At 46.4% G+C, this 21,610-nt stretch carries 20 protein-coding genes; 10 read left to right on the top strand and 10 right to left on the bottom strand.

The features are described 5' to 3' along the window. Nucleotides 1-130: 130 nt before the first annotated feature. From Q0307_RS08150 to Q0307_RS08170, 5 genes are all read left to right on the top strand, one after another. Nucleotides 131-1,807, top strand: a complete 1,677-nt coding sequence (locus Q0307_RS08150) for a site-specific DNA-methyltransferase (protein WP_298659252.1) — start codon at nt 131-133, stop codon at nt 1,805-1,807. After that, a complete protein-coding gene (locus Q0307_RS08155) occupies nt 1,798-4,407 on the top strand; it encodes a DEAD/DEAH box helicase family protein (protein ID WP_298659255.1) in 2,610 nt (869 codons plus the stop codon). The genes Q0307_RS08150 and Q0307_RS08155 overlap by 10 nt, the downstream gene beginning before the upstream one ends. 15 nt (nt 4,408-4,422) lie before the next feature. Continuing rightward, nucleotides 4,423-5,064, top strand: a complete 642-nt coding sequence (locus Q0307_RS08160) for a GIY-YIG nuclease family protein (protein WP_298659258.1) — start codon at nt 4,423-4,425, stop codon at nt 5,062-5,064. A gap of 202 nt (nt 5,065-5,266) precedes the next feature. Further along, nucleotides 5,267-7,153, top strand: coding sequence for a DNA topoisomerase IV subunit B (gene parE / locus Q0307_RS08165; protein WP_298659261.1), 1,887 nt, complete (start codon nt 5,267-5,269; stop codon nt 7,151-7,153). Next, nucleotides 7,146-7,778 (top strand): histidine phosphatase family protein, encoded by a 633-nt coding sequence (locus Q0307_RS08170; protein ID WP_298659264.1) that lies wholly within the window; start codon nt 7,146-7,148, stop codon nt 7,776-7,778. The genes parE and Q0307_RS08170 overlap by 8 nt, the downstream gene beginning before the upstream one ends. Here Q0307_RS08170 and Q0307_RS08175 read toward each other — a convergent pair. Together Q0307_RS08175 and Q0307_RS08180 are read right to left on the bottom strand one after the other, a co-directional pair. Then, nucleotides 7,747-8,190, bottom strand: coding sequence for a hypothetical protein (locus Q0307_RS08175; protein WP_298659267.1), 444 nt, complete (start codon nt 8,188-8,190; stop codon nt 7,747-7,749). The genes Q0307_RS08170 and Q0307_RS08175 overlap by 32 nt on opposite strands. Nucleotides 8,191-8,315: 125 nt before the next feature. Then, entirely contained in the window at nt 8,316-9,086 is a 771-nt protein-coding gene (locus Q0307_RS08180) for a hypothetical protein (RefSeq protein WP_298659270.1), read from the bottom strand. Nucleotides 9,087-9,191: 105 nt separating this feature from the next. Between Q0307_RS08180 and tcdA the strand changes: the two genes are divergently transcribed. After that, nucleotides 9,192-10,019 carry a tRNA cyclic N6-threonylcarbamoyladenosine(37) synthase TcdA gene (gene tcdA, locus Q0307_RS08185; RefSeq protein WP_298659273.1) on the top strand — a complete coding sequence of 276 codons (828 nt, stop codon included), beginning with the start codon at nt 9,192-9,194 and terminating at the stop codon, nt 10,017-10,019. Here tcdA and Q0307_RS08190 read toward each other — a convergent pair. The 8 genes from Q0307_RS08190 to Q0307_RS08225 all read right to left on the bottom strand — a co-directional run bounded on the left by Q0307_RS08190 (nt 9,989) and on the right by Q0307_RS08225 (nt 16,789). Next, on the bottom strand, nt 9,989-10,819 hold the full coding sequence (locus Q0307_RS08190) for a DUF2797 domain-containing protein (protein WP_298659275.1): 831 nt from the start codon (nt 10,817-10,819) through the stop codon (nt 9,989-9,991). The genes tcdA and Q0307_RS08190 overlap by 31 nt on opposite strands. 109 nt (nt 10,820-10,928) lie before the next feature. Further along, nucleotides 10,929-11,249, bottom strand: a complete 321-nt coding sequence (locus Q0307_RS08195) for a heavy metal-binding domain-containing protein (protein WP_298659277.1) — start codon at nt 11,247-11,249, stop codon at nt 10,929-10,931. Nucleotides 11,250-11,356: 107 nt separating this feature from the next. Next, entirely contained in the window at nt 11,357-11,971 is a 615-nt protein-coding gene (locus Q0307_RS08200) for a hypothetical protein (protein ID WP_298659280.1), read from the bottom strand. After that, entirely contained in the window at nt 11,968-12,786 is an 819-nt protein-coding gene (locus Q0307_RS08205; protein ID WP_298659282.1) for a hypothetical protein, read from the bottom strand. The genes Q0307_RS08200 and Q0307_RS08205 overlap by 4 nt, the downstream gene beginning before the upstream one ends. Next, nucleotides 12,779-13,285: a hypothetical protein gene (locus Q0307_RS08210; RefSeq protein ID WP_298659285.1), complete on the bottom strand. Its 507-nt coding sequence runs from the start codon at nt 13,283-13,285 to the stop codon at nt 12,779-12,781. The genes Q0307_RS08205 and Q0307_RS08210 overlap by 8 nt, the downstream gene beginning before the upstream one ends. Continuing rightward, nucleotides 13,282-13,854: a hypothetical protein gene (locus tag Q0307_RS08215; RefSeq protein WP_298659288.1), complete on the bottom strand. Its 573-nt coding sequence runs from the start codon at nt 13,852-13,854 to the stop codon at nt 13,282-13,284. The genes Q0307_RS08210 and Q0307_RS08215 overlap by 4 nt, the downstream gene beginning before the upstream one ends. Before the next feature lie 81 nt (nt 13,855-13,935). Next, nucleotides 13,936-14,541 (bottom strand): hypothetical protein, encoded by a 606-nt coding sequence (locus Q0307_RS08220; RefSeq protein WP_298659290.1) that lies wholly within the window; start codon nt 14,539-14,541, stop codon nt 13,936-13,938. Nucleotides 14,542-14,629: 88 nt separating this feature from the next. Further along, nucleotides 14,630-16,789: an SdrD B-like domain-containing protein gene (locus tag Q0307_RS08225; protein WP_298659293.1), complete on the bottom strand. Its 2,160-nt coding sequence runs from the start codon at nt 16,787-16,789 to the stop codon at nt 14,630-14,632. A gap of 281 nt (nt 16,790-17,070) precedes the next feature. Between Q0307_RS08225 and Q0307_RS08230 the strand changes: the two genes are divergently transcribed. From Q0307_RS08230 to Q0307_RS08245, 4 genes are all read left to right on the top strand, one after another. Beyond that, entirely contained in the window at nt 17,071-17,310 is a 240-nt protein-coding gene (locus Q0307_RS08230) for a ferrous iron transport protein A (RefSeq protein WP_298659296.1), read from the top strand. A 1-nt stretch (nt 17,311) separates the two neighbouring features. Next, nucleotides 17,312-19,606 carry a Fe(2+) transporter permease subunit FeoB gene (gene feoB / locus Q0307_RS08235; protein ID WP_298659299.1) on the top strand — a complete coding sequence of 765 codons (2,295 nt, stop codon included), beginning with the start codon at nt 17,312-17,314 and terminating at the stop codon, nt 19,604-19,606. Between the two features lie 3 nt (nt 19,607-19,609). Continuing rightward, nucleotides 19,610-19,873, top strand: a complete 264-nt coding sequence (locus tag Q0307_RS08240) for a FeoC-like transcriptional regulator (protein ID WP_298659302.1) — start codon at nt 19,610-19,612, stop codon at nt 19,871-19,873. A 66-nt stretch (nt 19,874-19,939) separates the two neighbouring features. Beyond that, nucleotides 19,940-21,559: a GMC family oxidoreductase N-terminal domain-containing protein gene (locus Q0307_RS08245; protein WP_298659304.1), complete on the top strand. Its 1,620-nt coding sequence runs from the start codon at nt 19,940-19,942 to the stop codon at nt 21,557-21,559. The last annotated feature ends 51 nt before the right edge of the window (nt 21,560-21,610 follow it).

Here is a 21,610-nt window from a genome sequence, read left to right on the forward strand (position 1 = left end):
TTGTACTGACTTGAGTGGCGAGCAATGATAAATTGCGAATCCTCCCTACTTAAACCCTACACCACTGTAAAACCCAAACCTATACACAACACTCTCAACATGACTACGCCTTAGCCTTTAGGAGAAGCTCTTGCCCACGCTCAACTGGATAGGCAAACAAGCCGTCGCCTCACATCACAAGGAAGTGCCATTCCGTTTGGTCGAACCCGTACCGGAACTGTCCGCTGGGGATACGGAAAGTGGCAACTTGATTGTACAAGGCGATAACCTGCTGGCCTTGAAAGCCTTGCTACCGCGTTATGCGGGGCAAGTAAAGTGTATCTACATTGATCCGCCGTATAACACCGGTAACGAAGGCTGGGTGTATAACGATAACGTCAACAGCCCCGAAATCCGTCGCTGGTTGGGGGAGACGGTTGGGCGGGAAGGTGAAACGCTGGATCGGCATGACCGTTGGTTGTGCATGATGTACCCACGGTTGATGCTCCTCAAGCAGTTTTTGCGTGAAGATGGCGCAATCTTCATCTCCATCGACGACAACGAAGTCGCATCCCTGCGCCTGATCATGGACGAAATTTTCGGTAGCCAAAACTTCATCGCCACGATTCTCTGGCAGAAGAAATATGCGGTAGCCAACGATCACAAAACTATCGCACCAATGCACGATTTTGTTCTCGTCTATCAAAAATCCACTTCATGGCAGAGAAATCTACTACCACGTGGAAACGACAAAAATACTCAGTATAAGTATGAAGATGAGGGTGGTTTATATCGCTCCAGTGACTACACCTGCAATAAAACAGCGGAAGAACGACCGAACCTTTATTACCCCATTCAAAATCCCAATACTGGTGAAGAAATTTGGCCTAAGCAAACCAGAGTTTGGGCATATTCCCAAGAAGAACATAATCGCCATATTGTTGAAAATTTGATTTATTGGGGGAAAGATGGCACAGGGAAAGTTCCAGCTTACAAACGTTACAAACATGCGCTGAAAAATGATGGCATCGTTCCGCAAACCCTTTGGACACATGATTTTGCAGGTCATACAGATGGTGCACGCAAGGATTTACGCGAGGTTTTGCATGATATATCTGCTGTTTCTGATTTTGCGACCCCGAAACCAACAACCTTGATTCAGCGGATTTTGCAGATTGCGACGGATAAAGATTCGCTGGTGCTGGACAGCTTCGCAGGCTCAGGCACAACCGCCCACGCCGTGCTGAAACAGAACGCGGAAGATGGCGGCAACCGCCGTTTCATTCTGGTCGAAATGGACAACACCATCGCCCAAACCGTTACCGCCGAACGGGTCAGGCGCGTCAGCCAAGGCTATACCAGCGCCAAAGACAAAACCGTGGATGGACTCGGCAGCGGCTTCCAGTTTTACCAACTTTCCTCAGAACCCCTCTTCGCCGCTGATGGCAAAGTCCGCCCCGACGTGACCTTCCGCCAACTCGCCGAATTTGTTTGGTTCACCGAAACAGGCACAGGCTTAACCTCTTGTTCCTCCCCTGACAAGGGGAGGCCAGGAGGGGTTTCTTTATTCACTACCCCATTACTCGGTATCTTCCAAAACCGCGCCATTTTCATGCTCTACAACGGTATTCTCAAAGACAAAACCGATCTCGGCGGCAATGTCTTAAATGCCAAAACCTTACACCTGCTGCAAACGCTACTGCCTGAAAAAGATATGCCGTGTGTGGTGTTCGGCGCACGCAGCCGCCTCGACAAAGCCACGCTGACCAAATTGAACATCACCTTCCACCAATTGCCTTACGAATTGGCGGCGAAAACATGGTTTTAAGACTCAAAGATTACCAAGAGCAATTGCTGGATGCGCTCGAAGCGTTTTTGCGCCGTACCCGCGAATTGCAAAACCCCACGCTGGCATTTTGGGAAAGTACCAGGGAAGTATTCGACTACGGTTTGCCCTACACCCCGTTACCCAACGCAGAACAAGTGCCGTATGTGTGCTTGCGCGTCCCCACGGGTGGCGGCAAAACCCGCATTGCAGGGCAGTCGATTGCACGGGTCAAAAGCGCCTTACTCGCCACCGAATGCCCGCTGGTGTTATGGCTTGTCCCCTCCGAGCCGATTCTGGAGCAAACGCTCCACACCCTGAAAACACGCGGCGAAATGCTCCACGCGGATATGCGCGAACTGTTCGGCGCGGTAAATGTGCTGGACATTAACCAAGCCCTCTACATGACCCGCCCGACGCTGGAAAGCGGTGTCACGATCATTGTTGCCACCATGCAGAGTTTCAAACGCGACACCGCCGAAGGCTTGCGCGTCTATCGACAAAACGGCGCGTTAATGTCGCACTTTGAACACCTGCCCGCTGACTTGAAAGGCGATCATTCGCTGGTCGATGCTATCCGTTTACAGATGCCCTTCATCATCGTGGACGAAGCCCACAACCAAGGCACACCGTTGGCAATGGACACCTTGGTGCGCTTTAACCCCAGTTGTATCCTCGAACTCACCGCCACCCCTGACCGCATCAACCAGCCTTCCAACGTGCTACGCAGCGTTTCCGCCGCCACCTTGCAAGCGGAAGATATGCTCAAACTGCCGCTGGAACTGGCAATACACCCCGAATGGCGCACCTGTTTGACCGAAGCGATTGCGCGTTTACGCACGCTGGAACAGGAAGCTCAAACCGAACAGCAATTGACGGGCGAAATCATCAACCCAATCATTATGTTGATCCAAGCCGAACGCAAAAATGCCAATAGCGAAAGTTTCGTACCGGAACGGGTCAGACAATTTCTCATCGACGATTATCAAATCCCCGCCGCACGCATCGCCATTGCCACAGGCGCATTAGACGAATTGTCCGGTAAAAAACTCACCGACCCCGACTACCCACAATTTATTATCACCGTGGACAAATTACGCGAAGGCTGGGATTGCCCGTTTGCCTACGTGCTGTTTTCCTTCCGCAACACTACCTCCGCCACCGCTGTTGAACAGGTGTTAGGGCGCGTATTACGGATGCCACACGTTAAACGTAAACAACGCGAAGCCCTCAACCGCAGTTACGCCTATGTGGTTTCCGACCAATTAGCCGCCACCGTACAAGGTTTGCGGGATGGTTTGGTACAAAGCGGTTTTGAACGCCAAGAAGCTAAAGATTTAATCAATATCCCGAATGCCCGTAGCGGGGATTTATTCGCCCCCACGAACGACTTAGTGGTGACACTGCCCACCGCCAACGACACCGTTGTTACCCCTAATAGCGCGGCGATTGCCGTGTTGCCCAAAGCCTTGCGCGACAAAATCGAAATCTCCCCCGAAGCAGGCACACTAACGCTCAAAGGCGGCGCGACTCCCGAACAAATCAAAAAAGTGGCGGAAACATTTAAGCAACCGGAAGCCGCCAAAGCCGTGCGCGAACAACTGGATACGGCACGCGCTAGTGCCATCGCCCCCCAGCAACGCGAACCAACGCCCGCTGAACGCGGCATTATCGCCACTGTGCCCTTGTTGGGTCTGCACCAGTTTGGTTTCTTTGATGTGTTTGATACCCGTGCCCTCTCGGATGCGGATTGGGAACTCACCGACTTTGACCCCAAACTCACCGCCGCCGAATTCGCACCGGATGCGGACGTGATGAGCCGCGCCCAATTATCCATTACTCAAAAGGGCAAGCTGCAACTCGATTTCTACGACAAACTGGATAACCCTCAACTCAAGATCGACACTATCGAACTGGGTTGGACAGCCATCGAATTGGTGACATGGCTAGACAAAAACCTGCCTTTCATTTACGCCGACCAGCCGCAAAAAGTGGCATGGTTGAATCAAGCCGTCCAATATTTACTACATGAACGCGGCTTTACCTTGGAAGAACTCGCTTACCGCAAATTCCACCTGCGCGGTGCATTGGAACGCAAAATGGCAAGCGGTCTGGTATTAGCCAAACAAACCGTGTTTACCGACCTGTTCAAGGATGAAACCCGCTTTGAAGTACGCGACGAACACAGCATTACGCTCAAGCAAGGCAGCTATGCCTACAATACCCGCTACGACGGCTTCATCCATTTCAAGCACCATTTTTTCACCGCCATCGGTGATTTGCAGCCACACGGCGAAGAATTTGAATGCGCCCAACGCATTGACCAACTCGACAATATCGACTGGTGGGTGCGCAATGTCGACCGCAAACCCAACGCTTTTTGGCTGCAAACCGCCAAAGACCGCTACTACCCCGACTTTCTAGTACGCCTGAAAAACGGTATAACCCTAGCCGTTGAATACAAAGGCAAACACATCGCCGAACACGACAAAGAAAAACGCCAAATCGGTGAACTGTGGGCAAGACGCAGCAACGGACGTTGCCGCTTCGTGTGGGTAGAAAACAAAAACTGGCAAGCGTTAACCGCCGCTACGCTGAATTAACAAGGGCAATCAATCATGGCAGACAACAGCTCCCAAATCGTCTATCTCCTCACTAATCCTGCTATGCCTAACTTGGTCAAAATCGGCAAAACCACGCAATTAGAAGTTGACGTGCGCGTGCGGCAATTATATAGCACAGGTGTTCCTTTGCCGTTTGAATGTGTGTTTGCTTGTCAGGTAAAAGATGCAACCGAAGTAGAAAAAGCCTTACACATTGCGTTTAAAAAGCAACGCCTTAATCCGAATCGGGAGTTTTTTGAAATCGACCCTGAACAGGCGATTGCTATTTTAAAACTGCTGCGGGTTGATGATATTACGCTGCAATTTGAGCAACAAATGGAAGCCGAACTGGAAGCGATTGATAAACAATCCGCCCAGACTTATAAACGCCGTCAGCGCCCGCCCATGAATTTTCACGATCTAGGGATGCCTAACGGCTCAATTTTGCTGTCTAAAGACGGGCAACTCCAAGTCACCATAGTGAGTGAGAAAAAAGTAGAACTGCAAGGAGTCGTTTGCTCACTGACTGAAGCAACCCGCAAATTATTGAATATGTCGAATGGTGCAGCTATCCAGCCTTCACCATATTGGCTGTTTAACGGACGAACAGTAAAAGAGATCTATGAAGACTATCACAGCCAAATTGCTACTGATTAAGCGACGATTTTTTCACCTACGCTGAACACTGATCAAAAGCCTCCGAGGTTAGGAGGGAAGATGATGCTAGTGCAACCATAAAAAACCACTCATCTCAAGTAATTCCTCAACTATAGCACTAACTCCCCCTAGCCCCGAAAACTCGTTATAATTCGCGGCTCTATGCAAACCTAAGTATAAATTTAAAGGCACAGCACCCCTTATGAGTACGAGTTACGACGCCTCCGCCATTGAAGTTCTGACTGGTCTTGACCCTGTAAGGAAACGTCCGGGGATGTATACCGACACCACACGCCCGAATCATCTGGCTCAAGAAGTCATCGACAATAGTGTGGATGAAGCTTTAGCGGGGCATGCCAATCGTATTGAAGTGACCTTGCATACGGATGGTTCCGTCACGGTTACGGATAATGGACGGGGTATGCCGGTCGATATTCACCCGGAACAAGGTAAACCGGGAGTGGAAGTCATTCTTTGTACCCTACATGCGGGTGGCAAATTCTCCGATCAGAATTATCAATTCTCTGGGGGTCTACATGGCGTGGGTGTATCGGTGGTGAATGCCCTCTCGCAGCGTTTAGAAGTGCGCATCAAACGGGGCGGGCAGGTATGGCAAATGGTGTTTGCAGACGGTAACAAAGCCAGCGAACTGGAGGTGATCGGTAAAACTGCCAAGAAAGATACTGGCACTGCTGTACACTTCTGGCCTGATCCCAAATACTTTGACTCGGCTAAATTCTCAATTCCGCGCCTAAAACACAATTTACGCGCTAAAGCAGTACTTTGCCCCGGTTTATTGATTCGCTTTACGGATGAAGAAAGCCAAGAAACGCTTGAATGGCATTACCAAGATGGTTTGCGCGATTATTTAATCGAAGCGGTGAAAGGCTTTGAGTTACTACCGGAACAACCCTTTACTGGTTCGCTCAAAGCCGCACGCGAAGCGGTCGATTGGGCATTACTCTGGCTACCTGAAGGTGGTGACCTCACCCAAGAAAGCTATGTGAATCTCATCCCAACTATTCAAGGCGGAACCCATGTAAATGGCTTGCGCACCGGTGTCACGGATGCTTTACGCGAGTTTTGTGAATTTCGGAATTTACTCCCACGGGGCTTGAAACTGACACCGGATGATGTTTGGGAAAATATCAGCTATGTGCTGTCCTTCAAGATGCAAGAACCCCAATTTGCCGGACAAACTAAAGAGCGTTTGTCTTCCCGCGAAGCAGCGAGTTTTGTATCCGGCTCTCTGAAAGATGCGTTTAGCCTCTACTTAAATCAAAATACCAGTATGGGCGAACAACTCGCGGAAATGGCGATTAATAATGCCAATCGTCGCCAGCGCGCTAGCAAGAAAGTCGTCAGGAAGAAAGTGACCAGTGGTCCGGCGCTACCCGGAAAACTTGCCGATTGCAGCTCACAAGATATTACACGCACTGAATTATTTTTGGTGGAAGGTGACTCAGCCGGTGGCTCCGCTAAACAAGCACGGGATCGTGAATTCCAAGCCATCATGCCTTTACGCGGGAAGATTCTAAACACTTGGGAGGTCGATTCTGATCAAGTGCTTGGCTCACAAGAAGTGCATGATATTTCGGTCGCGATTGGTGTCGAACCCGGCCATAGTGACCTTAGCCAATTAAGGTATGGCAAAGTGTGTATTCTAGCGGATGCAGATTCAGACGGAGCGCATATTGCCACCCTACTCTGTGCTTTATTTGTGCGTCATTTCCGTACTCTGGTGGAATCCGGTCATGTCTTTGTCGCGATGCCACCTTTATATCGGATTGATATTGGCAAAGAGGTTTATTACGCTTTGGATGATGCTGAGCGACAAGCACGTTTAGACCTATTAGCGGCAGAGAAAAAACGCGGCACGATTAGTGTCACTCGGTTTAAAGGCTTAGGTGAGATGAATCCGTTGCAATTGCGCGAAACCACGATTTCTCCCGATACGCGCCGTTTGGTGCAACTCACGATGGAGGATAGCGCAGCTACGGAAGCCACTATGGATATGCTGCTTGCGAAAAAACGTGCCTCGGATCGTAAAACTTGGTTAGAAGATAAAGGGAATTTAGCCAGTGTTTAAGCACTTACCGCCTGCTGATAGTGAAGCCCCGTGTTTTTGCCTCGTGCGTCACGGCCAAACCGATTGGAATGCGGTAGGGCGTATTCAGGGCTTAGAAGATATTGAGCTAAATGCGCTGGGTCGATTACAGGCTGCGCAAACTGGCTTCTATTTGCAGCAATGGCACTGGGATCGGATTATCAGTAGCCCCTTAAAACGTGCGGCTGAAAGTGCTGAAATTATTGCAGAGCAGCTCAAACTAGCACCGGTTGCAATCATGGATGTCTTCATGGAACGTGATTATGGGGACTGTTCAGGCATGACGGCAGCACAACGTAGGCAGTCTTTTCCGGATGGGATTATACCGCGCCAAGAAACCTTGGAAACTTTGCAAAGGCGCGTGCTAACGGGTTTGCAGCAATTAACCCGCGAACCATCAGCACGTACTTTGATTGTGACGCATGGTGGCGTGATTAATAGTCTACTAGCGCATATTAGTCATGGCGAAATCGGTACAGGCAAATCGACTCTGCACAATGCCAGCCTTGCCTTAGTTCAATATCAACAAGGCTGGCAAATCTTAGCTTATAACCTCATCAGCCATTTAGATCAGTTTAATCACACAGTTGCGTCTGATAAAACTTAGATTCCCCCTTGCCCGGTCGGCAGCGCCAAGCCCGTTGGATACTGGCTGCATACCAGCCATAGCGAGTTGCTTTAAAAGTGATTTTTTGAATCACACCCACGACGGAGTGGTCGGGAATGTTTTCTTCACGGAAGGTACAAATTTGTTGCCCAGCTTTCACCTTGCCGCACCAATGATAAGCTTTGGTATGCCCTGCCGGTTCAACCGGTAAGCGCTTTAACAGCGCTAAAGGTGAGGATTTAGCGCTAGGGTATTGAGCCACCACCGCTTTTAAATGCTCATTAAAGGCCTTTAAATCTTGTGTCGGCGCAGCCTGAAAAGCCCGAATCGGATAGCGCCCATCATTGGCTTGTGCTAATGAACAACTCACCAGCATTGGAGTTATTATTATTAACTGCTGATAAAGCTTCACCGTTTACTCCTAAGATGAATCCAGCAATGGCTCAATACATTGCTGCTGAGACAAGCCTAGAGTGCGCTAGCTTCACCTATGTTTAATGAAATCTGCTCTTGCTTTAAATCCGATAAAATAACAAGCTAGGGCGATAAACTGTGCTCTACTTCCGCTACCGCTAGCCGAATCATTTCCCATTCTTGCGGATTTAAGACAGCAGGACGGCGTTCAGTGGTTAAATCATCAGCAAATAAATTATGCAAGAATACCGCTGCAGCTAAACAACTGCCTTTCGGTGAAGGATGTGAACCATCGGCAGCATAGAGTTCTTCACCAAATACCGAATCGTTAGCGCGTATCCACGACCACACTAAGCCTACTGGCACAACTCCTGCCTGATTTTGCTCAGCAGCGGTTTCATAAGAAGTAGTCACTTGCTGTTGCATGGTTTTAAAATCGGGCAAGACTTTACGATTTTCTGCATCCCCATCGCGGCGTCCCCAAGTCATATACAACAGTGGTGTAGCCCCTGCATTGCGGATTTCTTGGCTGAATTTAGCCACTGATACTTGAAAACTTTCTACAGGAGCACCTTGCAAAGCCGGTAAACGACTGTATTCCTGCAAAATCACCCGATCCCATTGACCGGAGTGAATTTTATCGACCGTGTGGGTATTTGCTAAATGCTGAGCCAAGCGCATGCCACTATGGGTTATAAACTCTAAATACGTTTGTTTCCAAGGGGAGTTGTCCACCATTTGCGTGAGGCAAGGTCGCATATACTCAGTGTAACTATTGCCTATAAATAAAATCCGCTGTGGTTTGAAACTAGACTCATCAGCCAGTGAAGCACTCGCCCAGATTATTAATCCCAAGAACAAACCACGATAAGAGTTGATACGGCAGCTCTTCATAGACAGCTCCTATAAACTGTTTAATTGACTTGATACGAATACAGGATTGCTAGGGCGGACGCAAGGCAACTATTCAAGCGAGTTACAAAATGCTAAGTTTAGCCGATGCAAAGATCTGATGAACTTGATTTCAGCCGCCGCTTTGGTGGCATTGCCCGCGCTTATGGCGAGTTGGCCTTAGAGCGCTTTCAAACGGCGCATGTCTGTGTCATTGGCGTGGGTGGGGTAGGCTCTTGGGCAGTAGAAGCTTTAGCCCGCAGTACTATTGGCAAACTAACCTTAATTGATTTGGATAACGTAGCCGAGTCGAATATCAATAGGCAGTTGCCTGCACTCTCCAGCACGATTGGTTCACCCAAAATCGAAGTCCTAAAAACACGTATCCTCGATATTAATCCACGCTGCCAAGTACAATTGATTGAAGATTTTGTTGAACTGGATACCGTCGCGCAGTTACTTACGAAAGACATGGATTATGTGATTGACTGCATTGACAGCTTCAGGGTGAAAGCGGCTTTAATTGCCTATTGTAAACGCCAGAAAATTCGCGTGATTACCTTAGGTGGAGCCGGTGGACAGCGTGACCCGAGTCAAATTCGCCTAGGGGATTTGGCCCGTAGCCAACATGATCCTTTACTCGCGCGCGTGCGTAAGCAACTCCGTCAAGATTATAATTTCAGTCGTAACCCAAAACGGCGTTTTGAAATCCCTTGTGTCTGGTCAGAAGAGCAAATGCAATTCCCCAGCGCGGATGGAGGTGTAGGCTCAGAACGCCCTACTGACTCCAATGCAACGAGCCTCAGTTGTGCGGGTGGCTTAGGCTCAGTGATGACCGTTACCGCAAGTTTCGCTTTATTCGCGGTCAGTCATGTCTTAGAAAAGCTGGCTATTGGTCGTAAAAATCAAGGTACGCCCGAAAACTCAAGTTCATAGCCCCCAAATTTACGGATATTGATGACACCCGTATCGAATAGTAGATATTGGCCTTTAATGCCTTCTAATACCCCTTCCACAACAGGCTCTTTATCAAAGCTTAAAGATTTCACTTTACTGGGATAAGTTAGAACAGGGTAGCGAATATAGACCACCTGTGCCTCGGGTAAAAGCTCTACTGCGTTATCCCCAAACCGATGCCGCAAATCGCGAAAAGCATCTTCGACTTGAGGGAGTAAAAGATCACGTTCAGCCGCTAGATCAATGGGTGCCGCTTCACTTTTCAGCATTTGCTGCCAATTGGTTTTATCAGCTACATGGTCTTTAAAAGCCACCTCCATTAAGCCTGATAAATAGCGTGACTGTACTTTCAAAATTGGCAAAGCCGCCACCGCACCTTGATCAATCCAGCGGGTCGGAATCTGCCCTTGACGGGTGATGCCTACTTTTAAAGTGGAGGAATTCGCCAAATAAACCACATGCGGCTGCATACAATGCTGCTCGCCCCATTGAGGTTCACGGCAAGTACCCGCCGTGTAATGACATAACTCCGGTTTAACGATGCAGGTATCACATTGCGCCAGCTTTATGAAGCAAGGATAGCAATAACCTTGATTGAAACTTTTCTTGGTTAAGCGTCCACAATGAATGCAGTAAATTTTACCCGTATGCATCAACTTAAGCGGCTTGCCTAAGTAAGGGGTTAAGGGCAGCTCTACATTATTGAGCACTAACTGGTACTCGACTGGCTCAGCAAGCTTGCTAGGCATTTTACGTAAAATACCAGATTGCGGGGTCATACACGCTCCATGTGTTGCTTAAAAAGTACTGATTCTAAAATAACATTAACCCTTAAGTAACACTAAACAGCGCCTAGGTTCAAGAAGCCTAGATCGAAGCCAAACTCGCTTACTCTAAAACCACCGCCGTACCACTGGCTGAAACCATGAGCATACTGCCACTTGAACCTAAGACTTCATAATCAATATCCACACCCACCACGGCATTTGCACCCAACTCCTGCGCACGCTCCTGTAATTCTTGTAAGGCAATTTCGCGTGCTTTTTGCAATTCACGCTCGTAAGTACCCGAACGCCCTCCCACTAAATCACGAATACCCGCAAACAAATCTTTTACAATATTTGCTCCTAAGATCGCTTCGCCAGCAATCACGCCACAGTATCGAGTGATCCGTTTACCTTCAATGGTGGGAGTAGTACTAACTAACATGCTCTTGGCCTCTTTTTTTAGATGAAGTCAGAGTTTAGCAGCTCTAAAAAGTTTAACCCAAAATCCCCCAAGAGTGATCCAGCCTAATTGTTAGCACCATATATGGCTTAAGGCGCACTCGCCGTAAATAGTAACTTACCTGTATAAATTCCAGGATTTACAGCTTGGGCATTATAAGTAAAGAACCAGTTGGCAGTGCGGCTAGTTACCAAGCCATAAGTACTGGTCGTCACATTAACCGCACTGCCCGTTCCTGTATCCGGCACGGGTGGTGCTGGTAAATGATTATCGCTAGAAGTAATAGTTAGTGCAGAGAACGGCAAAGTACTAGAAGCATTGCTTAAGGGTGCAGTCACGGTAGTTTTAAGGCTAACTTGCCCGGCGTTACTCTGCACTTGCACTGGTAAGCTGACGGTATTTGAAGCAAAGCTCGGGGCAGCACCGCTCCAAAGGATGGCTGTATTATTTCCATCAGAGGGGATTACAGGTAGGGTTGTGGTTGGAAGGCTAGCGGCTGTGGTTAAACTCACAGTGTCTATGCTACTCACATTGCCGATTCTAAAATAAATAAACTGATCAATGTTTATATTAAACTCTAAACGAGCACTGACGTTCAGTGCTCGATAGGGCTGTCCCTTAGTACCTGCCATGGTGTCTAGCTCTGCTTGAGCAGAATGCACTAGCATTAAATAAACTAGCAGCGCTAAACCATAGGGTTTCATTTAAATACTGCCTGATTAATCTTAAAACTACCTTTATCCCAATCAATGCTCCCTTTGGCTTGGATGGGATAAGTCAGTGGTTGCAGTGTTTGCTTGGCGAGCGCTTGAGGTAAAAGAGCTAGAGTGCGCGTTTGTCCTGGTAATACCGGTGTTGTTTCTGGCGCTAACTCAAAGGCTTGACCCTTTGCATCCGTGGCTTCTATCAAGCCTTCTAAGCGCCCATGAGCATCTCCTTGATTGGTAACAGTGGCAACTGGAACCTTTTGACCTTTCACATTTTGTACATTCATCTGCTTGATACTGAGTTTGGGTTCAGCCCCACCCACTGCGACATAAACAGCGACGGCAATACGCCCATTCACTGGTAAGCTGAGATTGGCACCACCTGTTTTCAATACCGTATTAGTAGCGGCCTCTTTTCCTTCAATCGCCACCATAAAACGACATTCTGCACGAGGTGCATTAGCAGGCACTTCAATTTGGAAGCGGAAAGTCCGTTTAGCTTGCGCATTCAGTTTGATGATATTTTTTTCTAAAGTTACCCAAGGACGACAGCTATTAGGGATTAAAGCTTCATGATAGCTAATTTGCCCTTCATTTGAATAAGTCCAATCCAAAGTACGAATACTCAACTCAGTGGGTGCTTTACCAATATTTTGAATATCAATCGACTGACCTAAACGCTGGCTAGCCTTAGCACTTAACTCCAAACGTGAAGGCGCAACCGCCACTTCAAAAGCGTCTGCATACACCGGCAATGCCATCAAGCTGCTTAAAAAACCTAAAGCTAATAGACTAGTTTTTTTATTATTCATTTGTTTCTATCTCAAAATAAGACTCAAAGCCAAATCCTTGCCCTTCTCGCAAACGCAACTGCGCTAGCTCGACTTGCATTTCTAGATCAATTTCATCTTGCATCCAATCTTCAGTCACTGTGCCCGACCAAACTAATTGCCGCTCCCCAGCATGACCAGCGCCATCAGCCAATAATCGATTACCTTTCCAAGTGACTGTGAGAGCTTGAGGATTTTGTAACCCCTCAATAAACAGTGGAATCACATAATAAATTTTAGCTTTTTGACCTTTATAGGCAGATGTAGCCAAGCGATACTGTACTAAACCAAACTTTAGGAACATAAAATTAGCCGAACTAGTTTCTGCTAAGGATGTACCAAACTCATTAGTAACATAACGCGCTTCGACTCTTCTCTGAGCTGAGGAGCTATCATCTAAACGATAGATTTGAGCAGAGGCCGACCCACTTAATAGAAGAAAAGCCAAACTTAGCCCAACAAAGTTCTTAGTCATTTTCATGGTAAACTCGCCGTATAAATCACTCGGCCGGTATATTGTCCTGCTGGATAAATAATGTCGTTCGCATAATAAAACACCAAAGTATTTTCAATTTTTAAACCAGCATTTTCCGTACTCAAGTCTAATAAAGTTTGCGTTGTACCACCTGCAAATACGCCGTCATTCATATCTAAACCACTGGAATCTCGCTGGTAAGCAACCCAGCTAATCGTATTAAAGGGAATGATCGTGCTACCACAACCAGAGCCATTTTGACAACTCAGCCCCAGCGGCGAATCCACCGTAAATTTCACCGTTTGAAGAGTATTGGCCAAACTTGTCGGTATCTGACTGGTGACTCTGAATAAAATACCATTGGCAGGTGACGTAGGCTGCGTCCAAGCACTATCACTAGGATTACCAACGATAGGTGTATTGTTCGTCAATGACTCACCACGGACATTAAAACTTACCGTATTTACCGTACCAAACTGTGACGAACCTATTTGCAATGTTAAACGACGTGGGGTATCCACTAAATCTGTATAAGTGAATACTGCAAGTGCCTGCTTAATTAAGCAGGCACTCAAGCATACGCTCATCAGCAATTGGGTTGTCATTGAAAACTTGCGTTTAAAATTAAGCTTTGCTGTGAGCATTTTATTTTACCTTTAAATATTAGCGGCTGTATAAACCGTCGTTTGAGTAGCCGTACCTGCATACGCATTGGCTAAAGCATCCGAGCTAATCGAATAAACCCAAGTGGCTGTTTGCAATTTGTTGGGTGGAATGTCAATTTTCTCTCCACATGCAGTTGTAGCACCGGGATGTTTTAAATCACCGTCTGCTACTTCAACATTGACTTTACTACTATCTAAATTAATAGCGCTTAACTTATCATCACTTTCACACCGCAAAACAACACCCTTAGCATTCGTCCACACATAAGCAGCGAGCTTTTGAGACTCTGCTTCAAAGCCAGGTACTGCCCCATCCCAAGCTGCAGCAATATTATTTGCATCGTCCTTAATTAAACCGGGGTCAGACTTTACAGTTGCCTGTGCATTTAGCTTAAGCAAATCAATTGCTTTAGTATCACCGACTCTTAAGATAACTAGTTCAGGGACATTAACTTGAATGTTTACTTGAGCCTGTGCTGATACACCTTTTGCAGCTCCGTTATAGCCATATTGGCTGTCAGCATTAGCGCTAGCTGCAACAGCTAATAAACTACCTGCTGCCATAGCGGCTAAAAACTTGTTAGTTGTAATTTTCATTTTTGGGGTTTCCTTCAGTTATTTTTATTAATAAGTAAAATTTATGACACTTTGACGCTTAAGCGTCACAACAGTTCAATACAAGTGGCTAATCGGCTCCTTTAGTCAAGGCTAAATTCGCTGATGTTTGTCCTCGTAAAGAAACCTCTACACTGACACTCTCTTCCTTCACACTCCAAGGAAGCGGTACTGTATCGAGATTCAGTGTAAGCGCATGTGCGCCCGTGGCAACACGCGTAAATTCATAGTAGCCATGCTGATCCGTGCGTACCGAATAGCCACCATCTAAATAAACTTCAACCTCAGGTACGCCTGCCTCATCTCCTTGACGTTGCCCATCTTGATTACTATCAAAGAAGACCGAGCCAATAATACCGCCTATACCCGCTAAGCCAGTTGTTCTTTTCCCAATCACACTATGCTCACGTCCACGACTACCCTCCCAACGTAAATACACTTGAGCCGATTTGTCGTGGCTACGTGAAGTTTGAGCTTCATGCATGCCATTGCGCTCAACTTCGACCTTAGCCTGATTTAAATTAAGTGCTGCTCCAAAAGTTAGTCCGGCACTAAGCCGATATTCACTTGATACTGAACCTGACAAACCTTGTGAGCTAGACAACTTACCTGAACTAGCGCTATAACGTAGGCTGCTATTCAACCTCCAATCGGAATTAAGCCAATAACGCCCTGTTATGCCAGCCGTCGGATAAGTTCTAGTTTCATCTGCACTACGGTCATGGGCTAAACCTAAAGTAGTGATTAGTTCAGGTTGAGAGCTTAAGATTTGCTTGGAATTAGCTAACCAATCTTGCTCCCACTGCACTTCATCACCAGTCGCTGCTATATCATTGCTGACGATTTTTTCATTACGATGAACCGTTGTACTAAAACGACTCCGTCCCCAATCAGCATTAATTAATTCGTAATAAGCATAGGCATATACACTGCGCTGATCATTTGCAGCCATATCAGCATAACGAATTTGCTGTAGGCGTAAACTTCCACCATACGAATGGCTGCGATCTAGCCGATAGCGCAAACTTCCATCAAAACCTAAGGTCTTTGCCTGTTTATCTGGATTTTTTTCTTGTAACTGATGCTCTTCTAGACTCAAACCTGCACTAAAACTAAACTGACTACTATCACGTGTGAAGCGCCAAGAAGCGCCTTGCTCATCAGAACTCAGCAAATTTTTACCGAAATAAAGTTCAGGGTCTGTCCGATAAGCTCCGAACTCATGTAGATAGCGGCCTACACGAAAACCACCTTCTAAGTAAGCACCTTGAGAAGTCGTACTATGCCCGGCTGCAGTGCTTTTTTGGCTTTTAAGCAAAGTAAAACGTAGTTTTTTATCATTTTTATCCTCAGTTTTATAATTTAAAGCTAAGGCAGCACTCGTTAATTTAGAGTGATTCTGATTAGTTCTAAAACTATCTAGCTGATTCGCTTGGAAACCAACCACAAGATGCTTATTCAACTGCTGACTTGCACCTAGCCAATCTAAGCGTTCGTCGGTTTGCCGATAACCTGCATAAGGACTACCCTGCAATTTACCTAAGTCACCACTACCTAAACGTAGATCAAATTTTTCACCACGAATACGAGTACGTGCACCCTGTAAATTATCCACCCCTAGCGCAACACGGGAGCTACGTCTTAGAGCATCGGTGAGCTCACTAGAGATATCACCTAGCGCGGAATCTGCAGCAATACTCGGTGTCAGGTATAAATTATTATTAATTAGAGTGATACTAGTATCAGGTTCATCTTCTTCAAAACTTAAACTCTCTTGGTGTTTATTGTTCGCCTGTTGACTGGTTTGTGCCTGAATTTTGACATCACCCAAACTAGCAGTCTCGTAGAGATACTCCAAACGTAGTCCCAAATCGCCCGTTTTGTACAAGTCAGTTTTATTTGTTTTTGAATCTATATAATTGGCACGCGTCTCTAAAAAATAGGACTGAAAACCTTCAGGTATTTCTTCTGCTTCTGCATTAGTCAACTCCAGCAACTCAGGGGCAGACATCACTTTATCTTGATAGGCAGGCGGCGAATTTTCGATCAGAATTTTGAGCTTCTCTTGCTGAGCTTGAACCTGATCAACAGACTCAATTTGCACTGACACATTACTGTTTTGAATTTCTAACTGCTGCGCCTTCTCTATGGCCAAAGCTGGCTGCCATACTGCAAATAGGAAAACACCCAGCAAACAGTTTAACATCAAGCTATTCAACCAGCTTGCCACGTTAAAACTGTTTATTAAACAAGCAATCATTTGATTTTATTTGAACTTTTATTAAAATATATTTTATATGGTATAAGTATTTATTTAATTTCACAAGTTTAAGCATTCACTTAATTTTGTTATTTATTACCAAAATTTATCTACTTTCTAAACTGAAGACTTAGCCATCCGTCCAACCATGTTAGCTTCAGCCTTGCAGTTTTTTTCTGTCAATGGGTATTGAAACTCCTTGTAAGCACTCCTATCATTACTGAGAATGATTTTCATTAAGAGACATAACCATGACACACTCTCGTCTGTTAGCGTTAGCTGAACTGCCTGAGCTACATCACGCACACATTGAACTTATCCAAACAGATAATCCAACCCGAATTCGCTTATTAGGTATGGGCCTAGGGAAAGGTTCGCGTGTTGAGGTATTGCGTAATCGCAAAGGTGATTTAGTACTAAGCCATGGTAATACTCGTATTAGTTTAGGCAGAAGTATTACTCAACACATTTTGGTACAGGTGTCTGCCTAAAATGCAAAAACCTTGTTGTGACACCGATAGCTCATTAACCCAGTTGGATTCTAATGCGCTCAAATTAGCCCTAGTCGGTAACCCGAATGCGGGTAAAACGACCCTGTTTAATGCACTTACAGGGACACGCCAACGCACAGGTAATTGGCCGGGAGTGACGGTTGAGCGTAAAGAAGGTTTCTGTCGGCTGGATGAGCTTGATGTTCAGGTAATTGACTTACCCGGCACTTATTCACTGGATTTAAGTGATGCTTCTGCAGATGAGCAAGTCGCTCGTGAGTTTGTGCATACCAATCCTGACTATCTGTATTTGAATATTGTGGATGCAACGACCCTTGAGCGAGGTCTGTATTTAAGCTTACAACTGCGTGAGCTTGGCGTGCGGATGATTGTGTTATTGAACATGATGGATATGGCCGCAAAGCGTGGCATGAAAATTAAATTACGCGCTTTAGAGCAGCAATTAGCTTGTCCAGTAATAGCGATATCTCTTCGTCAAAACCCAAATCTAGCTGCCGTCTATCAAGGTATTAGCGCTTATCAAGCTCAAGCTCAAGCTCAAGCTTTAGAACTGCATTATCATCCTGCCGTTGAAAGTGCGCTAGCTGAATTACAGACGCAAACAGGCACTGAGCGCTTAGCCGCTTTAACGAATTTGCAAACCAGTTCATCGGCACCAGCGACTCAATTACGTGAACAAATTGAAGCCACTACTGACGAGACACTTGATTTCCTACTAGCCGATGCGCGTTTTGATGCCGCCACTGCTTTAGCTAAAAAAGTAGTGCATGAGCAAGGTAAAATCAGCCGCACCCTTTCGGATAAGCTCGATCGTTGGATACTGGGTAATTGGACAGGTTTACCCATTTTCCTATTGATAATGTATCTGCTGTTTTTATTTAGTATCAATCTCGGTGGAGCGTTTATTGATTTTTTTGATCAAAGCGTACAAACCATCGCTGTGGATGGCATTCGGCATCTACTTAGCAGTCTTGCGACGCCTGAATGGCTGATCACTTTAATAGCGGATGGTTTAGGCGGTGGCTTACAAGTAGTCGCTACTTTCATTCCGATTATTGCGGCTTTATATCTATTTTTAACCGTTTTAGAAGAATCGGGTTATATGGCACGTGCTGCTTTTGTCATGGATCAATTCATGCGTAAGCTTGGCTTATCCGGCAAAGCGTTTGTACCTTTAATTGTCGGCTTTGGCTGCAATGTACCAGCGATTATGGCAACCCGTACTTTAGATAGTCAGCGCGAACGTATTACCACTGTGCTAATGGCTCCATTTATGTCTTGTGGTGCGCGTTTAGCCGTTTATGCTCTATTTGCTGCAGCTTTTTTTCAAGGAGGTGGTCAAAATATGGTCTTTTTGCTCTACCTGACTGGCATTGGCTTTGCCATTTTGACTGCTTATATTCTGCGTAAAACTTTATTGCGTGGTGGTACGGATCACTTTGTGATGGAAATGCCGACCTATCAGCTTCCAAGGCTCCAGAATGTTCTACTGAACACTTGGAATAAGCTCAAAGGCTTTTTGTTGGGGGCAGGAAAAATTATTGTCTTGGTAGTGATGCTTATTAATTTTGCCAATAGCATTGGTACGGACGGTAGTTTTGGTAATCAAAACACTGAAAAATCAGTATTAAGTGCGGCTGCTAAAACGGTTACTCCGGTGTTTCATCCTATCGGAATTACACAGGACAATTGGCCAGCAACAGTGGGTATCTTGAGTGGTCTATTAGCTAAAGAAGTCGTAGTAGGTACGTTAGATGCGCTTTATAGTCAAATGGATGGCAGCTCTAACCATCAAGCAGCAAGCACTTATAGCTTTTGGCGTAGCTTACAGGCTGCGGCGGCAACTATTCCAGCTAACCTGACTGATGCGCTTAATCATTTGGGCGACCCGCTTGACTTGGGTAGTATCAATCAGCGACCAGAAGAGGTGAGCAATGCAACTTTCACCGCAATGAATCATTATTTTGATGGAAAAATCGGGGCTTTCGCTTATTTACTCTTTATCTTAATGTACTTCCCTTGTGTAGCGTCGACTGGAGCGATGGTTCGAGAAGTGGGGCCACGTTGGGCTTTATTAGGTGTTGCTTGGAGCACTGGCTTAGCTTATGGTGCAGCGACTTTATTTTACCAAATCGCGACCTTTACACATCACCCAGCACAATCTTTATGGTGGACTGCTTTAGTCTTATTAGCCTTTAGTTTATCTGTCTATGCTTTTTATCGTGCTGGACAAAAACAAGTTTCTCTTAATCCTCTCCAGCGTTTAGTGGGCTAATCTATGCTCTTGAAAGATATTCGCAGCTATCTGCAGCAACGCGGTACAGCCAGTGTCAAAGAGGTGGCTATACATTTTGATATTGCCTACGATACCGCAGAATTTGCCCTTAATTATTGGCAAAACCAAGGCAAAATTCGTCCACAAACAGCGAGTTGTGGCTCAGGCTCGTGTGGTGGCTGTGGGGATAGTGCTTCTACCCTTTATATTTGGGTGAAAAAAGAAGCACCCTTACAATGGTTGCCTAACTGGCGAAAATCTAGTTAGACCCATTACGCTTGTTGGGCAGATTCAGCTAAACTCGCGCTACCATCAAAAAACTAGGAAAGCCTTATGCGCGATTTTGGCAGCTTCGATTATATTATTGCCGGTGGCGGTGCTGCAGGCTGCGTACTGGCAAATCGCTTATCCGCTAATCCAGCCCTACGCGTATTACTTCTCGAAGCTGGTAATGATGAGCGCTGGATTTGGACTAAAATCCCAGTGGGCTATCTATTCTGTATTAATAATCCACGCACTGACTGGTGTTATAAAACTCAAGTCGAACCCGGTTTAAATGGGCGTTCGATTATTTACGCGCGCGGTAAAGGTTTAGGTGGCAGTACCTTAATTAATGCCATGATCTATATGCGCGGCCAAGCCCGGGATTATGATGAATGGGCGGCACTCACCGGTGACTCGCGTTGGTCGTGGCAAGCAGTTTTACCCAGTTTCAAAGCTGTTGAGAATTATTGGCGCGGTGAAAGTGAATTTCATGGCGTCGATGGCGAATGGCAGGTCGCTCAGCAGCGCTTATCTTGGGATATTCTTGACCGCTTTGCCGAAGCCGCCAACCAAGCGGGTATCCCTAATACGGTTGATTTCAACACCGGCAATAATGAAGGGGTGAGCCAGTTTGAGGTCAATCAAAAATTCGGGATGCGTTGGAGTGCAGCTCGTGGCTTTTTAAAACCTGCACGTGGACGCAAAAATCTCCTGATCCTCACTGGCGCACTTAGCGATAAAGTAGTGTTTACCGATAAACGCGCGACGGGCCTACAGTTTTATTTGCATGGCGAACTTTGCCAAGCTCAGAGCCGAATTGAAACGATTTTATCCGCAGGCTCGATAGGTTCTCCGGCTATTTTACAGCGTTCAGGGATTGGAGATGCAGCCTTCTTACAAGAGAAAGGGATTCCTGTGCTGCTGAACTCCCCGGGTGTGGGGAATAATCTGCAAGATCATCTACAACTACGCAGTATTTATAAAGTTCAAGGTATTCAAACCCTAAATCAAACCGTGAAAACTTGGCAAGGCAAAGCCAAGATGGGTTTGGAATACGCCTTGATGCGTAAAGGGCCGTTGACGATGGCGCCGAGCCAGCTTGGTCTATTTGCGCGCTCCGATGACTGCGTAGCAACGCCTGATTTGGAATATCATGTCCAACCTTTGTCTTTGGATAAATTCGGCGACCCTTTACATGATTTTCCAGCCTTTACCGCCAGTGTCTGTGATCTACGCCCAGCATCACGCGGTTGGATTAAAATTGCTGATGCTGATCCGAATAGCGCACCGTTGATTGCACCTTGTTACTTGACGGCTGAAGTGGATCGGATTAAGGCCGCACAAGCGATTCAATTAACCCGCAAAATCGCTAGCCAAGCAGCGCTACAGCCTTACCAACCAGAAGAATATTTACCCGGCTCTGCTTATCAAAGCACAGAAGAATTAGTGATAGCAGCGGGCAAGATTGGTACAACCATTTTTCACCCGGTGGGTACTTGCAAAATGGGGCGGGCAGATGATCTCAGCGCCGTTACGGATAGTCGTTTACAAGTACGCGGTGTGCAAGGCTTACGCGTGGTGGATGCCTCGATTATGCCTACGATTACCTCTGGAAACACCAGCTCACCGACTATTATGTTAGCCACTAAAGCCGCCGAAATGATTTTGCAAGATCGCTTAGGCGCTTAAAGCGGCAGCATCTCTAGGCAGATCGCGCTACACTGTTTAGCTCAGAAAATA

This window comes from uncultured Thiothrix sp. (genome assembly GCF_937873765.1).
Taxonomy (GTDB): Bacteria; Pseudomonadota; Gammaproteobacteria; order Thiotrichales; family Thiotrichaceae; genus Thiolinea.